Below are 15,607 nucleotides of genomic sequence, written 5' to 3'. Positions count from 1 at the left end.
CAGATTTTCGCGTCTTATTACTACTGGGTGCAGGGCTCAGCCCTGCCCCGTACATTCGCGACCCTTCTCGGCGTAGAATTAACCGTCGAAGCGCCCTTGCACATCGGACCCGGACTTATTTAAGGTTCGGGTCGTTGTACTTTAGGGGTTCACTTTTTCACTGATACGCAACGCACTCTCGGGAGGATCCTTCGGTGGCGATAAAAGTCGGGATAAACGGATTCGGCCGGATCGGCAGAATGTTCCTGCGCGCGGCCCTGGCCAAAAAGGAACTCGAGATCGTAGCCGTCAACGACATCACCGACGCGCCCACCCTCGCGCATCTGCTCAAATACGATTCCATCCACGGCACCCTGCGCCATGAGGTCAAGGCCGAAGGCGGGATTATTTTCCTCGACGGCAAGCCGCTCCAGGTGCTGGCGGAGCGCGATCCCGCCAAATTGCCGTGGAGCAAACTCGGCGTGCAGGTGGTCGTCGAATCCACCGGCCTGTTCACGGCGCGCGACAAGGCCGCGATGCATCTTTCCGCCGGCGCGAAAAAAGTCGTTATCAGCGCGCCCGCCGACGGCGCCGACGTCACGCTATGCCTGGGCGTCAACCAGGATGCTTACGACGCGAATAAGCACGACGTGATTTCCAACGCCTCGTGCACCACCAACTGCCTCGCGCCGATCGGCAAGGTCCTGCACGACAGCTTCGGAATCGTCCACGGCCTGATGACCACGGTGCATAGCTACACCTCGGATCAGAACCTGCAGGATGGGCCGCACAAGGATTTGCGGCGCGCGCGCTCCGCCGCGGTCTCGATGATCCCGACCTCGACCGGCGCCGCCAAAGCGATCGGCCTGGTGCTGCCCGCGCTCAAGGGCAAGCTCGACGGACTCGCGATCAGAGTGCCGACGGCGAACGTCTCGCTGGTTGACCTGACCGTGACGCTTGACAAGGACGCCGAGGTAAAATCCGTCAACGCCGCGATGAAGGCGGCGGCCGACGGCCCGCTCAAGGGGATTCTCGCCTACAGCGACGCGCCCATCGTCTCGATCGATCTCAACGGCGATCCGCATTCGTCGATCTTCGACGCGCCGTTGACCAAGGTGATTGGAAACAGGCTGGTGAAAGTATTTTCGTGGTACGACAACGAATGGGGCTACTCGAACCGGCTCGCGGACGTCGCCGCGTTCGTCGCGGAGCGCCTGTAGCGCATCGGAGTATTTCAGCCTGAGGTCAGACCGAACCGGCTGAGCGTTTAGCTCCTCGAGCAGCGCCTTGGCGTTCTTCAGGTCTGCCGTGTCGAAGCCCTCGGTGAACCCATTGTGGATCTCGGCGAGCATGGCGCGCGGCGCATGGTGCACAATACTTATAGTCTCTAGAAACATCGTCTTCATTTCGGCTTTCATGCGATTGTGGCGTCGCCCTCTATCGTATTCGGCCGACGCGTTCGCGAGCTTCGCGAACAGCGAGGTTGGACCCAGGAAGCTCTCGCCGTCAAATGCGGGCGACACTGGACCTATGTCGGCGGTATCGAGCGGGGTGAGAGGAATCCCACTCTCCGCGTTATTTGTGACCTTGCGCAAGCCCTTGGCGTGGCGGTGCGCGAGCTTTTTCCCGAGCGCGGTGCGAGATGAAGAAGCATCCGCTCGAAGAGAAATGGGACACCACAGCATGGGATATTCTGTCCGCTATAGAGCGCGGATTTCGAGCGCAGGTGGACGTGAAGGGCAAGCTTGCCGAGTGGTTCCTCTTTCAGAAGCTCGAACAAATGCAACAGGAAAGTGCTCTCCAAAGCGTCATCTGGCAAGACAAGGACGGTCAACCAGATTTTGTCGTGTCCTATGCAGGTCGGGAGTTTAAGGTCGAGTGCAAGAACGTCCGGTCGCCTGGCCAGACCAAACATCCTAAGGAATCGGCGCGCGTCGAACTCCAGAAGACCCGCAACAACAAGAAAGGCGAGCCTACACGCGGCTACAAGCCGGAGGAATTCGACGTGCTCGCTGCGTGTCTCTTTAATTTCACCGGAAAGTGGGAATACCTTTTTGTGGCGACCCGCCGTCTCACCAGACGGCCCAAGCCGCTAGCAGAATTTCTTACGATAATGCAGCCCGTTCCGCTCCAACCGGAAGGCTTTTGGAGCTATGATCTATTAGATGCCTTCAAGGACGCGATTAAGTAGCGGGCACTCCGGCGACCCGCAGTTGCCGACGAAACCGCTTTACGAAACGAAGCTGGGTCGCGCCTACGCAGCGGATTCCCTGCCCTTTATGCCCGGGCTTGCGGCTGGGACCGTCAATCTCGCTTTCACCTCACCGCCCTATGCACTTCACTTCAAGAAGGAATACGGCAACGCGAACCAGCGCGATTACGTGGAGTGGTTTCTACCGTTCGCACGCGAAGTACACCGCCTCTTGCGAGACGACGGCAGTTTTGTGATCGACATCGGCGGTGCCTGGACACCCGGTAAGCCGACCCGCTCCTTGTATCATTTCGATTTGTTGATTGCTCTGGTTCGGGAGGTCGGTTTCTACCTGGCGCAAGAATTCTATTGGTACAATCCAGCGAAGCTTCCCTCACCCGCAGAATGGGTAACAGTCCGAAAGGTCCGGATGAAAGACGCAGTCAACTGTCTTTGGTGGCTGTCAAAGACGCCCGACCCGAAGGCGGACAATCAGCGCGTGCTGAATGAATACAGCCCAGACATGCGACGGCTGGTAAAACGCGGATACAGACCGAAAGTCCGTCCGTCCGGACATATCATTACGAAGAAATTCACCGATCGCGGCGGTTCCATTCCATCGAATCTTCTGGTGCACGGCAACAACGACGCCAACGGGCGCTATCTTGAACTATGCAAGCTGAACAATATCAAGCCTCATCCGGCTCGTTTTCCTGTTCAGGTGCCGGCTTTCTTCATTCGATTCCTTACCGACCTTGGCGATTTGGTTCTCGACCCCTTTGCTGGAAGCAACACGACGGGCGAGGCTTGCGAACGCGAGGGCCGCAAATGGATAGCCATCGAGAGTCACTCGCCCTACCTTGAGGCGAGCAGGTTTCGATTCGAGGGCGAATTGGCGCGCCTACCGGAACGGCTGGCAGAACCGGCTCCACGCGCACTACAGACATCGCTCTTTTAAGTAGACGGCGCGAGTGCACCTCGTTCCATTGCCGTGAAAAGCAATGCTCTTTCCAATCGCATGTTTTTCCGCATCCTGTTAAATTACTCGCCCGAAGTGTGGCAAAATTCAAAATGCGTCAGTAGCGACCCGAGATTGAGCAGGCGCCCCAGATGCCCGTAGTACCGATTACGCGCCTTCAGTTCAAAGACAAGAAGGTGCTTGTGCGATGCGATTTTAACGTGCCGATCGCCGAGGGAAAAATCCAGGACCCGGCGCGAATCGACGCGAGCCTCGACACCATCCGCTACCTCCTCGACCACGGCGCAACCGCGGTGCTCTGCTCGCATCTGGGGCGTCCCAAAGAGCGCAGCGCCGCGCTCAGCCTCAAGCCGGTCGCCGAGTATCTATCCAAGGCGCTCGGGCGCAAGGTTGCGCTCGCGCCCGACTGCATCGGCGATCACACCGGCAAAATGATCGAGGCGCTCAAGCCGGGCGACGCGATCCTGCTCGAAAATCTGCGCTTCCACAAAGAAGAGGAAGCCAACGATCGCGACTTCTCGCATGAGCTGGCGCGCCACAAACAGGTCTACGTGAACGACGGCTTCGGCTCCGCTCATCGCGCGCACGCCTCGACCGTCGGCGTCACACGCTTCATCGCCGAGCGCGCGGCCGGATTCCTGATGATGCGCGAGCTCCAGGCGTTGCGCGCGGTCACCGAGAATCCGCAGCACCCGTCGGTCGCGATCCTGGGCGGCGCAAAAGTCTCCGACAAGATCGGCCTCATCAGAAATCTGCTGACCAAGGTCGATGCGATCCTGATTGGCGGCGCGATGGCGTACACGTTTCTCAAGGCTCAGGGCGTCGCCGTCGGCCGCTCGCGCGTCGAAGACGACAAGCTCGAGCTGGCAAAGGAATTGCTCGCCGAGGCCGCGCGCAAAGGCGTCAAAATCGTCCTGCCGTCGGATCATATTGTCGCATCCGCTCCCGAAGCCGACGCGACTCCTCATACCGTCGCCGTTATTCCCTCCGACATGATCGGGCTCGACATCGGACCGGATACCGCGGCGGCGTTTATCGCGGAAATCGCCCGCGCCAAAACCGTTATATGGAACGGCCCGCTCGGATTTTTCGAGCTCCCGGCGTTCGCCGGCGCCACCCTGCGAGTCGGCGAGGCGCTCGCCAATCAAGCGGGCGTCATTTCGATTATCGGCGGCGGCGACACGGCTGCGGCCTTCGCCCATGCGCCGTGGGCGAGCAAGTTCACCCATATCTCGACCGGCGGCGGAGCCACGCTGGAATTTCTCGAAGGTCGCGAGCTGCCGGGCGTGAAGGCGCTCGAAGTCTGACATCGTACACACAAGAAGGACGCGCGTGCGCAAAAAACTAATCGCCGGAAACTGGAAGATGAATCTTGGGCCGCTCGAGGCCCGCGCGCTCATCGCCGCTATCCGCGCCGAGATCGATCGCGACGCCGCGGCGCTGGCCAAAGATCGCGACGTGATGGTCGCGCCGCCCGCCATTCTCATCCCGGCCGTGGCGGATGCGCTCGCGGGCTCGTCGATCCTGCTGGGCGCGCAAAATATGCACTACGAGGATAAAGGCGCGTTCACCGGCGAAGTGTCGCCGCCGATGCTGAAGGCCTATGGCGTGACCTGCGTCATCGCCGGCCATTCGGAGCGCCGCCACATCTTTCATGAAAGCGACGAACTGATTAACCGCAAAGTGCTGGCCGCGCTCAAGCACGCAATGGCGCCGATTCTGTGCGTCGGCGAAACCCAGGCGGAACACGACAGCGGCCGTGCGCTCGATGTCGTGCTGCGCCAGCTTCGGCTCGGGCTCGAGAACGTTGGCGACGATCATGTCAGCGCAGTCGCGATTGCGTACGAGCCGGTGTGGGCGATTGGCACCGGGCGCAACGCGACGCCCGACCAGGCCGATTCTGTCCACGCAGCGATCCGCGGCGCCATCCTCCAACGCTACGGCCCCGAGCGCGCGTCGGCGATGCGGATTATCTACGGCGGCAGCGTAAACGCCGACAATGTTGACTCGCTCGTCTCCAAGCCCGATATTGACGGGGCTCTGGTCGGCGGGGCAAGCTTAAAGGCTGACTCGTTCGCGCGCATCGTTCGGGCGCGGACTCGCTGAAGAAGACAAAATGGTTTCAATCGTCGTTTCGATTCACGTGATCGTCTGCGTGGCTATGTGCATCATTATCCTGCTGCAGCAGGGCAAGGGTGCGGAAGTCGGCGCCGTTTTCGGCGGCTCGAGCCAGACCGTCTTCGGCGCCAGCGGCGCAGGCAACGCGCTGACCAAGGCGACCTGGACGCTGGCGATTATTTTTTTCGCCAGCTCGATCTTCCTGGCGCTGAGTTCGGCGCGGCGCGTGACCGGCAGTATCTTCGATCGGCCGTTTTCGTCGGCGCCCGCGTCGAGCGTGATGCCGGCGTCGAAGCAGGCGCCCAAAAACGCGCTTCCCGCGGCGCCGGCCCCGGCCGGTCAACCTCCCGCCGGAGCCGCGACGCCGTCGTCGGCGAAGTAATAGAAGCAGTAGCTGTACTTTCGAATTCGCGCCGGAGCGCTCAGACCCTCAACCTCGCTCCGGCCGGCATGCACGATGCGCGGGTGGTGGAATGGCAGACACGCCAGTTTGAGGGGCTGGTGGTAGCAATACCGTGCGGGTTCAAGTCCCGCCCCGCGCACCAGCAGGGGCAACCCCTGCACCCAGTATTACGAAAAGAAAGAAAAGATGCGGGACTTCGTCCCTGTCAGAGTTCTTTTGTGTCATCCTGAGATTCGGGGGTAATGGGAATCGCATCTAAAGTTGCGCTTGCGGCGGCTGTTCTGCTGATCCGGGCGGCGTCCCTCAGCGCCGGCACAGTTCAGGTCGGTCTTCTTAACGATTCCGACTACGGCAAGTGGCAATGCGGCCCATCGATGCCGCCGCCGAAGCCGTCCGCGGAGTCCAGATGCGCGAGCGCCGAGTTTCAGAAATGCTCCTCATGCGACACCGTTGCCGTCACCAACAACTCCGACGCGCCGGTCGAAGTGAAGCTCGAGTTCAGCGGTGCAGGTTTTTCGGAGGAAGATACTAGCGGGACCGGGTCCTGGGGTTTGGGTGAGAGTCCAAACGGAGAAGAACGAGACTGCTCGAAGCCCGATCCGTGCGGCCATCTGCTCCCCGGAAAGCGCTGCGCCGCGGAAATCAGGTTCTGTCCAGAGCAATCGGGCGCCAGCCGTGGGCAGGTGAAAGTAATCATCGGCAAAGGCGGCAAATCGCGAACGACCACATTCGATCTGGTAGCAGACGCGAGCTACAGTCCCGAGCTGCAGGCGGCCGACGAAGCGCGACGACGCCATCTCGACGAACTGACGAAAATCCCGCACGTGGCCAAGGTCGAGCTCGATCCCACGGATGACGGCATCTTCATCAACGTGGAAGTCGAGGAAGACGCGAGCCTCGACAAAGTTCGGCGCGCCGCACCGCCGAAAATCGAAGGCTACGACGTCGAAGTAACCAGGTACATGCCGGTTTTCATTGGGTACTAGCGAAATTCCACAAGGCCGCCGAGCGATAACTGGCGCGGCTGCGGCGCGGCGGCCGGCCGCACCGTGCAGCGTTCGTGCTCGATAGGGAAGCCGTAGCGCGCGCGAATGCGATCGAAAATCACGCCCATCCGATCGTCGTACGCACGCGGAACGTACTCGGCGCGCGCGTAAAACATGTCGATACGCTCCGCCAGATGCGGGAATCGCTCCCTGACCAATGGAATGAAGCGGCGCGCCGCCGCGGGTTTTAGAAACAGCGAACGCCACCACACTGCCGACGCGCCCGCGCGATGCGCTCCGCGAATCACGCTCTCGATCGCCGCGGGATCGTCCGTCAGCCCCGGAATCATCGGCATCATCAGCACGTTGCACCGGATACCCGCCCGCGCCAGCTCCAGCAGCGCGCGCAGCCGCAGGCCCGGACGCGGCGCTCGCGGCTCGAGGATTCGTTGCAGTTTTCGATCGAGCGTTATCAGCGAGAAGTTCACCGACAGCTTCGAGCGCCGATTAATCTTTTTGAGCCACTCGAGGTCGCGGACGATCAAGCTGGATTTGGTCGTGATCGACAGCTCCAGCCCCGACAGTTGCGCAAAAACCTCGAGCATCGAGCGCGTCAGCCCGTATTTCCGCTCGGCCGGCTGATACGGGTCGGTCGCCGTGCCGATTGCGATCGCGTCGGTGCCGATCGGCGTGCGCGAGAGCGTGCGCGCCAGCACCTCGGCCGCCATCCGCTTGACGAAAATTCTGCGCTCGAAGTCCATCGGGTCGCGCAGCTCGAGAAAATCGTGAGTGTAGCGCGCGTAGCAGTACCCGCATCCGAACTCGCAGCCGCGATACGGGTTGATCGTCCATCGAAACGGCACGCGCGGGCTGTCGCATCGATTGAGAATCTGCCGCACCGGCATCTCGATAAACTCGACGCCGCGGGTGGCTTCGAGGTCTTCGGGCGGGGCCGAATAGAGCGGCAATGTGGCGACGGCTTTCATCTGACGGCACGGCTATTTTCGCTTTTTCTTCGCTAAAGTCAAGCTGTGTCGGCCAGACGTCTTTGCGCTGGGCGGGATTTCGGCGTCATCCGAGGAAATGCAGGAGTATCTGCTGCGGCAAAGCTGCTAGGTTCTATACGGAGCGCGTGGCGCGGGGTAGCGCGTCGCAGCGGGAGGAGATCGCGATGGCAGATAATGGGCGCAAATATCGTGAGAAGTACGGCGAATGGGCTCTCGTGACGGGCGCGTCGGCGGGAATTGGCCTTGAGTTTGCGCGGGCGCTTGCGCGCGAGGGCATGTCGATAGTGCTGACGGCCAGGCGCGAGGAACGGCTCAATGCGCTCGCCGCGGAACTGCGCCAGAATTTTCACGTCGATACGCGGGTGGTCGCGGCCGATCTCGCGGCGCCGGACGGCGCGGATCGTCTGGCCGACGCAGTCGCGGATTTGCCGATCGCATTTCTGGTCAACAACGCCGGCTTCGGCTACGCGGGCCGTTTCGACAAGCAGGCAATCGACCGGCTGCGCGCGATGGTGGTCGTGAACTGCGTCGTGCCGGTGGTGCTGACCAGCCGCATCATGCCCGGGATGGTCAAGCGTGGACGCGGCGCGGTGATCATTGTGGGATCGGTGGCGGGACGCCAGCCGCTGCCGCTGCACGCGGTTTACAGCGCAACCAAGGGATTCGATCTGCTGTTCGGCGAGGGGTTGTGGGGCGAGCTGCGCGGGACGGGCATCGATGCGCTGGTGATAGAGCCGGGCGCCACGAAGACCGAGTTCCAGGCAGTGGCGGGGGAGAGCGTGGGGCCTGACCACGGCGAGCCGGCGGAAAATGTGGTGCGGGTCGCGCTCGACGCGCTCGGCAAGCAGCCGAGCGTTATCTCGGGATGGTTCAACTGGGTGCGCGCCAATGCGACGCGGCTGGTGCCTCGATCGACGGCGGTGATCATCGCGAAGAAGGTGACCGAAGGGTCGACCCCGCAAGAGCTGCGGTAAAGCGAATAGTCAGCTTGTTCGAACCGCCGGCAACTCGCTCATGGAATTGTCGCGAGATCGTAGGCGGGCGGCAGTTTCTCCGCGATCGTCGCGAGCGACGACCCGTCAGCGGTTGCGCGAACGACGGCGCCGTCGTTGCAGACCGCGAAGAAGCCGCCGTTCTCCGGATCGGCCTTCAGCCGCATCACCATGCCGCGCCCAAAACTCTGTTCGGTGGAAATCGGCGTAAAACTTTCGCCGCGATCGCCGCTGCGGAACAGCATCGCGTCGGCGCCGGCCGGTCCGACCCGCCAGGTGGGCGGCGGGCCCATCGCGGCCACGGTAAAAACGTCTTCGCTGTCCGGCCGGCTTACCAGCAGCGGGACAGTGTAGGTGCGGTTGAGCCCGCGCGTCACGTGTTGCCACGATTTGCCGGCGTTGCCGGACAAGTAGAACCCATTGCCGGTGGTGGCGTAGAGGCGGTGCGAATCGCGCGAGTCCACCGCGACGGTATGAACATCCCAATGGAGACCGTCGTTGAGCGGCTCGAAGGACGCGCCGTCGCTGCGCGAGCGGAAGACGCCGCCCTCCTCGACGCCGACGTACATCGTGGACGGGTCATGCGGATCGAAGGCGATGGAACGCACGTGCGGGATATGCGGCGCCGGCGGAAACGTCCAGCGGTCGCGCCCCGGGATTTTCAGGAAGCCGTCGGATTCCTTGAAGATGCGCCCGCGATCGTCGCTGCGGAACAGGCGGGCGTGCGACGTTCCGATGAATACGCGATCCTTCACCGCGGGAGAGGCGGCGATCGACCAGACCTCTTCCTCGCGCGCGAGCGGGGGAGTCACGTCGGTCCAGGTTCTGCCGCCGTCGGTCGATCGCGCGAGCGTGCCCTTGCCGCGGATGCTCTCGGTTGAACCGGCGTAGATTAGCGTGGGATCGACGGTATCCTGCGCCATGCACCAGACGGCTGACGGATCGGCAAGCACCATCAGCGGAGCCCCGCCGCGCGAGGGATCCAGAATCACAATGCCCTTGGCCGTCCCGATGCACAGACGCATCCCAGTGTACACCTCTCGTGAGCGCGACCGATCGTAGCGCAAACGACTCGGACGCAACAGCGGCGAGGAAGGAGAAGAACTTGATTGTAACGAAACCCACCGTGGGCTTCGTGCTTCCTTGGGCAGGGGTGACCCCTGCCCCCAATGTTAAGAAAAGATGCGGGACTTCGTCCCGGTTAGAACTTGGCCGGGCGGAGCATCTTCTGGTTTGCGGCGCGCCTTGATAGAGAGATGCGCATGAAGCTTCGACACGGCGCCGCGCTCGCGATCGTTGCCTGGTATCTGATGATCCCGCCGATCAATGCCGACAACAGAGTTGACGCAGGTGCGCCCTTGTCGAAGTGGAGAAAAAGCGTGAGCTTTGACTCCGCGAAGGAATGCGAGGCGTCTCTGAAGGACTCAATCGAAAACCCAATGACACCATCCGAATATCAAATAGCCGCGCAGGCCACGCTGAAGGCCAAAATGCATCCCCTTAGTAAGTCGGAAATGAGCAGACGGATGGAGGAATCCGTGTGCGTCTCGGCCGACGATCCCCGCCTCAAGCCAAAAGCAAAATAACGGCGGCGCGGACAACCTACGTCAGCTTGGTGCCGACTTTGAGATCGCCGGCAGCTGCGAGCTCGGCGGGTGCTACCTTCTTTGGATTTGGATCGATTCGCGCTCGCTTGACCGTAATCGTCCCGCCCGCTAGCGCGATTTTCATTCCATCCGCATCGATAACGGCTATCGTTCCTGGATCGCCATCTGAGCGGCCTGCTGAGAAGCTGGCGTCGTAGAGGCGCAGGCGTTTGTCGCCGACGCTGGCGAACGCGCCCGGCTGTGGGTCGCATCCGCGAATCAGGTTGAAGACCTCGCGCGCCGGTTTTGCAAAATCGATCTTCGCGTGCTGGTCGCGGCACGGCGGCTCGTAGCTCGCCTTGCTCTCGTCCTGCACGAGCGCGGGCGCGTTGCCCGATTTGATCAGATCGACCGCTTCGACCATCGCGTCGATTCCCATCGGGAACAGCGTGTTGAAGTAAATCGAGCCGACGGTGTCACTCTCCGCAATCGCCGCGCGCTTCTGAACGAGGATCGGTCCGGTGTCGATACCCTTATCCGGCCAGTACCAGGTGATTCCTGTTTCCGCGTCGCCCTGGATAATTGCCCAGTTGATCCCGCTGGCGCCGCGATGGCGCGGGAGGAGGGAAGGGTGAAAGCAGATCGACTTGTAGCGCGGCGCGTAGAGAATCCGCTCGGGAATTATCAGGGTGACGAACGCGAGGATGGCCAGCTCGGCGTCCAGCGCTTTGAAATGCTCGAACGCGGCGTCGTTCTTGAACGACTTGGGCTGGCTGAGCGGCAGGCCCATCGTGCGCGCCTTGGCGGCCAGCGGGTCCGCCTTGCCGGCGGGCGGATCGGGCGGCGCGAAGACGTGAACGATTTCGTCACCGTGATTGACGAGCGCCTCGAGCGCCTTTTCCGCGAATGCAGCCTGGCCGAGCAGTGCGATACGCAAGCTGGTGTTCCTCCGTAGGTTTCCGGCGCAGTTCTGCGCTCACGCTACCAAATCAAAAATCTACTTGCACCTTGAAACGACGTGTCAGTTGCGGCGTACATTGAACTGGGAATCGAACCAGAGCTTCAGGGCAACTCAAGCGATGCGCAGTTTTGGCATTTCAAGTTTTCCACTTTTTTCATTGGCCGTCGCCGCGGTGATATTGACGGCCGTGGTATTTTCCGCGACGGCGGGTGCGCCGGCGTATCAGCCTGTGCCGGCGGCGGGGAATCATGACGAGTCGCTCGAGCTCGGCGCCGGCGCCAGCAAGACGGCGCGCACGTTCGTCGTGCATCTGCCTCCCCGGTTCGACGGCAAATCGAAACTGCCGGTGGTGATTATGCTCCACGGAGCGGGCGGCAGCGGTGCGGAAGCGATCGCTCAGACGGGATGGGGCGCGAAGTCCGATCGCGAGGGCTTCATCGCGGTTTTCCCCGACGGCACTCCGCCGCGCGCTGCGCTTCCGGCCCGATTCCTGACCAATCCGCGGCTGTGGAACGACGGCTCCGGCCGCGGCGCGATCGGCGTGGACAAGGTGGACGACCTCGGCTTTATCTCCGCGATGATCGATTTCCTGGAGGCGCGCTACGGCGCCGACCCGGCCCGAATCTATTGCACAGGCTTTTCCAACGGCGCGTCGATGACGTTCAGCGTGGGACTCAACCTGTCGAATCGAATCGCCGCGATCGCGCCCGTCTCCGGCCATCTCTGGTGCCAGGAAAAACAACTCACGTATCCCGTTCCGTTGCTCTTCATCATCGGAACGAAAGACCCGCTCAACCCGATCGACGGCGGCAACGTGAAAATCCCGTGGGGGATGACTCAGTACCACCCGCCCGTCGAGAATTCGCTCAAGGAGTGGGAACGGATGCTCGGCTGCGGACCGGAAGTGCAGACGGCTCGCGGCAACGGCGTGCTCGAAATCACCTACGATCGCTGCGCCAAGGGCGGAGAGGTCGAGTACTACCGGGTCAGAGGATTGGGCCATGTGTGGCCCGGCGGGCGCAATCAGCTGCCGGAGAAGTGGGTTGGCAAGCCGAGCAACAGTCTCAACGCGACCGACGTCATCTGGGAATTCTTCAAAGCGCATCCGCGGACACAGGCGCCTTGAGCCAATGCTTCGCTGAATTTCATCGAAGAACGATTGACACGGTCGGTTGCAGCCCGCTTTGATGACCGATCGAATGTTCTTCACTCGACGCGCTCCCAAAATTCTCGCGATCCTCCTCTTACTCGCAGTCGCAGTCGCCGCGCCCTGCCTGGCGCAAGACCATTGGGGTGCCCGTCGCGGCCGCGGCCGTATCGTGGTGCTGATGGTGTGGGATGGGCTGCGGCCAGACTTCGTCACGCAACGCGACACGCCGAATCTTTTCCGGCTGGCGCGCGACGGCGTGCGCTTTGACCGCCATCACGCGATCTTCCCGACGCTTACGATGGTGAACGCCACCGCGCTTGCCACCGGAGCGCCGCCCGGCGTCAACGGACTCGAGGGCAACGTGTTCTATGTGCCGGCGGATGCGGCGCCGGCTATCGGCAACACTTTTCCCTTTGAGGCCAAGCCCGGGGCGCCCACGATTGCGAAAGACGCGGAGGGTCGGATGGTCTGGGCGGAGGGCGCCAGGGCAATCGTCAACTTAAACGGCGCGGGTGGATTCAAGGGCCGGCTGATCGGGTTGGACACAATCACGCAGGAAGTCGCGCGCGAGGGCGGCTACATCGCCGTGATCGGCAAGCAGGGACCGACCTCGGTGTTTGACAATCGCGTTGAAACGGTCGTCGACGGCAAGGATATTCTCGGCGATCTTCACAAGGATTACCTGTTCGCCTCGGACGATCTGGTCGAGCCCGAGTCGGTGAGTCGGAAAATAAGCTCCGCGATGCCGCCCGAATCGAAAGCCCCGATCGCCGATGAGCAGCGCGACTTGTACTTCGCGCGGCTGGCCGTGGAAGACGCGCTGCCGGCGGCCAAGCGCGCGGCGGATGCGGGCCGGCCTGCGTTGGTTGTTTTCTGGCAGCACAATCCCGATCTCACGCAGCACATTGCCGGCTTGGGCACGTCGCCCGCGATCGAGGCGCTCAGCCTTTGCGACAACAACCTGATGCGTCTTCGCGCGGCGATCGACGCGCTGGGCATCGCGGACAAAACCGACCTGATAGTGGTCTCGGACCACGGCTTCGCGACGATTAAGTTCCGAATCGTTCTGTCGGAAATGCTGGTGGCGGCGGGAATCAAGAAATCGCACGACAGCACCGACATCATAGTCGCCCCCAACGGCGGCGCGGACCTGGTTTACCTGTCGCCGACGGAATTTCCCACGCCGCAGTCGCGCCACGCGGTGCTGCAGAAGATCGTCAACTTCGCCGAGGCGCAGGAATGGTGCGGACCGATCTTCTCGCGCGAGTCCGCCACCGCGCCCGATGAGCCGAGCCGTCGTGGCCGTCGCCGCCGGCGCGCGCCCAAACCGTACCTCGGATGGATCGACGGCACCTTCAGCCAGCGCGTCGTGGGTCTCTACAATTCCGCGCGCTCGCCGGACCTGGTGATTTCATTTCGCGAGGAGCCCAACGCCGACAACAAGGGCCTTACCGGGCCGGGCAATCCCGCGTTCCTGATCGGCGAGACTGGACAGGTCTCGACCCGCAACAAGTCCGCCGAACTGGTGCATCCGGTAAAAGGACTCGTGTACGAGGATAGCGGGACCAGCGAGACCTTCACGACCGGGATGGGGATGCATGGCGCGGCAGGCGAGCGCGAGATTCATAACTTTTGCGCTGCGATTGGCCCGGACTTCCGGCGCGGGTTCGTCGATTTCAATCCCACCGCGAACATCGACGTTGCGCCGACGATCACGCAGATATTGGGTATGCTGCCGAATATCGGCCCGGGCGGTGTGGCGCCCGCCGGGCGCGCGATGGCCGAGGCGTTGACCGATGGCCGCCACGGCGCTGGAGGAGCGCATACGCAAACGATGACGACCGACCTGACGCTGCAAGGCGTCGAGGCCGTGACGACGATTCAAGTGACCTGGCTCGGCGACGAGCCGTATCTCGACGGCTCGACGGTCGCGCATAAGCCGCTAGGCAGCTCACCATAAAAGGCAGGGGTGACCCCTGCACCGCAGGGCTGAGCCCTGCACCCAGTGTTAAGGCCGCGCTCCGTTGTCGCGCGCGGCCCCTGCCACCGGCTTAATACTGCGCTGCCGTCGCCACGGCCAGGGGTGACCCCTGCACCGCAGGGCTGAGCCCTGCACCCAGTGTTAAGGCCGCGCTCCGTTGTCGCGCGCGGCCTCTTAATACTGGCCAGCCGTGCCAACGGCCGGGCTTCGCCCTGTTAGAAGGGTTAGAGGGCGGATTAGGCGGTTGTTGATGGTTCTGGTTCGATGCCCGCGCCTTGTGTTTTTGCGTCATGCCTTGCGCGTTAATTTCCTCGCCCTGTAAGGGAGAGGATGAAGGTGAGGGTCCGATTACAGCGCGCCCTGTTTCCCCTTCTTAATACTGGCCTCCCGTGCCAACGGCCGTCTTTTCTTAACGGTGGGTGCAGGGGTCACCCCTGCCCCGTGCCAACGGGCGCGCGATTCAGGATTCTGCGTCCATTCTTTAGCCGTCCGCTTCTTATCTTTGCGTCATCCCGAGCGTAGCCGAGGGACCCCGGATCTTATCCATTTGCGCGGCTAACCCGGGAGCACGGCACGGAGAGTCCTTTGTCCTACCCGATTGTCGCGCGATTACGGGACGAGGGCGCGCGAGAAGGCGACAGCGGTTCAATGGTCAAATAGATGGCTCAGATCTACATCGACCGGAAAACTCGACCGTGGGTGCGGACCACAGTATAGGACGGCCACGAGATGAAGGCCTCGATATTCGATGCTGTCGAAGTACACTCGCGCAGCATTGTCGCGGTTAGTCTTATTGCCTTTGGTAAGGTGTTGTTCCGTCGAACCTCTCATGACGACCCTACTATCAATTGTAACCTTATATCCAATAACGATTTGACCGTTCAACGCGTGCTGAAGAGCGTGTTGCAAAAAAAACTCACTCAAATCCCCTATATTTGTCCCAACCTTCTGTGCATAGTCCGCCAACGCGAGCGCAGCGTCATTTGCGAATAGGTGGCGAAGGTCGCTGAGACTATCAGCGTAATCAAGCGCATGCTCAGCGATCACTAATCTCGGCTCGGATCGCGCGGCAGCGAGGAAGGCCTCGCTCGGGATGCTAAGCTGTCGTGCTGGGGAACTCTGAGGAGTCAGCCAGGATCGAATGCCAGTGGCCTGCTCCCCAATTTCCCGCCAATCATAAGTAGAGTCCGCCGGTTTTTTCGCCCTCCTCGGGCGGTTGCGTTTCCCGTCTTTTTAACGCTGCGAACTCGGCTGGCGTCAAGGCGCCGAGACTG

16 protein-coding genes and 1 tRNA gene are annotated in these 15,607 nt (G+C 61.9%); 14 read left to right on the top strand and 3 right to left on the bottom strand.

Annotated features, from left to right (window positions below; all coding sequences use genetic code 11):
• Window positions 1-194: 194 nt before the first annotated feature.
• From gap to VIO10_RS01975, 9 genes are all read left to right on the top strand, one after another.
• The gene (gap, locus tag VIO10_RS02010) at window positions 195-1,199 is read left to right on the top strand and encodes a type I glyceraldehyde-3-phosphate dehydrogenase (protein WP_331958541.1); all 1,005 of its coding nucleotides are present in this window, start codon (window positions 195-197) and stop codon (window positions 1,197-1,199) included.
• Between the two features lie 204 nt (window positions 1,200-1,403).
• Window positions 1,404-1,625 carry a helix-turn-helix transcriptional regulator gene (locus VIO10_RS16155; RefSeq protein ID WP_349259213.1) on the top strand — a complete coding sequence of 74 codons (222 nt, stop codon included), beginning with the start codon at window positions 1,404-1,406 and terminating at the stop codon, window positions 1,623-1,625.
• The gene (locus VIO10_RS02005) at window positions 1,622-2,170 is read left to right on the top strand and encodes a hypothetical protein (protein ID WP_331958538.1); all 549 of its coding nucleotides are present in this window, start codon (window positions 1,622-1,624) and stop codon (window positions 2,168-2,170) included. The genes VIO10_RS16155 and VIO10_RS02005 overlap by 4 nt, the downstream gene beginning before the upstream one ends.
• Window positions 2,171-2,192: 22 nt before the next feature.
• Window positions 2,193-3,128: a site-specific DNA-methyltransferase gene (locus VIO10_RS02000; RefSeq protein WP_331958535.1), complete on the top strand. Its 936-nt coding sequence runs from the start codon at window positions 2,193-2,195 to the stop codon at window positions 3,126-3,128.
• A 152-nt stretch (window positions 3,129-3,280) separates the two neighbouring features.
• On the top strand, window positions 3,281-4,456 hold the full coding sequence (locus tag VIO10_RS01995) for a phosphoglycerate kinase (RefSeq protein ID WP_331958532.1): 1,176 nt from the start codon (window positions 3,281-3,283) through the stop codon (window positions 4,454-4,456).
• A 25-nt stretch (window positions 4,457-4,481) separates the two neighbouring features.
• The gene (tpiA, locus tag VIO10_RS01990) at window positions 4,482-5,255 is read left to right on the top strand and encodes a triose-phosphate isomerase (protein WP_331958529.1); all 774 of its coding nucleotides are present in this window, start codon (window positions 4,482-4,484) and stop codon (window positions 5,253-5,255) included.
• A 10-nt stretch (window positions 5,256-5,265) separates the two neighbouring features.
• Window positions 5,266-5,649, top strand: coding sequence for a preprotein translocase subunit SecG (secG, locus tag VIO10_RS01985; RefSeq protein WP_331958526.1), 384 nt, complete (start codon window positions 5,266-5,268; stop codon window positions 5,647-5,649).
• Window positions 5,650-5,726: 77 nt separating this feature from the next.
• Window positions 5,727-5,812, top strand: a tRNA-Leu gene (locus VIO10_RS01980).
• Window positions 5,813-5,912: 100 nt separating this feature from the next.
• Window positions 5,913-6,656 carry a hypothetical protein gene (locus VIO10_RS01975; protein ID WP_331958523.1) on the top strand — a complete coding sequence of 248 codons (744 nt, stop codon included), beginning with the start codon at window positions 5,913-5,915 and terminating at the stop codon, window positions 6,654-6,656.
• On the opposite strand, the gene VIO10_RS01970 is transcribed toward VIO10_RS01975, so the two are convergent.
• The gene (locus tag VIO10_RS01970; protein ID WP_331958520.1) at window positions 6,653-7,642 is read right to left on the bottom strand and encodes an SPL family radical SAM protein; all 990 of its coding nucleotides are present in this window, start codon (window positions 7,640-7,642) and stop codon (window positions 6,653-6,655) included. The genes VIO10_RS01975 and VIO10_RS01970 overlap by 4 nt on opposite strands.
• A gap of 185 nt (window positions 7,643-7,827) precedes the next feature.
• Between VIO10_RS01970 and VIO10_RS01965 the strand changes: the two genes are divergently transcribed.
• Window positions 7,828-8,637, top strand: a complete 810-nt coding sequence (locus tag VIO10_RS01965) for an SDR family NAD(P)-dependent oxidoreductase (RefSeq protein ID WP_331958517.1) — start codon at window positions 7,828-7,830, stop codon at window positions 8,635-8,637.
• A 38-nt stretch (window positions 8,638-8,675) separates the two neighbouring features.
• Here the strand turns inward: VIO10_RS01965 and VIO10_RS01960 are convergent, their stop codons facing one another.
• Complete coding sequence (locus tag VIO10_RS01960) at window positions 8,676-9,680, bottom strand: hypothetical protein (protein ID WP_331958514.1); 1,005 nt, start codon at window positions 9,678-9,680, stop codon at window positions 8,676-8,678.
• 237 nt (window positions 9,681-9,917) lie between these two features.
• Here VIO10_RS01960 and VIO10_RS01955 point away from each other — a divergent pair, with 237 nt between their 5' ends.
• On the top strand, window positions 9,918-10,241 hold the full coding sequence (locus tag VIO10_RS01955) for a hypothetical protein (protein WP_331958512.1): 324 nt from the start codon (window positions 9,918-9,920) through the stop codon (window positions 10,239-10,241).
• A 16-nt stretch (window positions 10,242-10,257) separates the two neighbouring features.
• On the opposite strand, the gene VIO10_RS01950 is transcribed toward VIO10_RS01955, so the two are convergent.
• Window positions 10,258-11,178, bottom strand: coding sequence for a methionyl-tRNA formyltransferase (locus tag VIO10_RS01950; protein WP_331958509.1), 921 nt, complete (start codon window positions 11,176-11,178; stop codon window positions 10,258-10,260).
• A 181-nt stretch (window positions 11,179-11,359) separates the two neighbouring features.
• On the opposite strand from VIO10_RS01950, the gene VIO10_RS01945 reads away from it, so the two are divergent.
• The 3 genes from VIO10_RS01945 to VIO10_RS01935 all read left to right on the top strand — a co-directional run bounded on the left by VIO10_RS01945 (window position 11,360) and on the right by VIO10_RS01935 (window position 15,326).
• Entirely contained in the window at window positions 11,360-12,328 is a 969-nt protein-coding gene (locus VIO10_RS01945; RefSeq protein WP_331958506.1) for an alpha/beta hydrolase family esterase, read from the top strand.
• A 73-nt stretch (window positions 12,329-12,401) separates the two neighbouring features.
• Complete coding sequence (locus tag VIO10_RS01940; protein WP_331958503.1) at window positions 12,402-14,312, top strand: alkaline phosphatase family protein; 1,911 nt, start codon at window positions 12,402-12,404, stop codon at window positions 14,310-14,312.
• Between the two features lie 750 nt (window positions 14,313-15,062).
• Entirely contained in the window at window positions 15,063-15,326 is a 264-nt protein-coding gene (locus tag VIO10_RS01935; RefSeq protein WP_331958500.1) for a hypothetical protein, read from the top strand.
• The last annotated feature ends 281 nt before the right edge of the window (window positions 15,327-15,607 follow it).

The sequence above is a fragment of the Candidatus Binatus sp. genome (assembly GCF_036567905.1).
Classification (GTDB): Bacteria; Desulfobacterota; Binatia; order Binatales; family Binataceae; genus Binatus.
The sequence above is the reverse complement of the archived record's forward strand: the minus strand, read 5'-3'. Positions and strand labels throughout refer to the sequence as shown.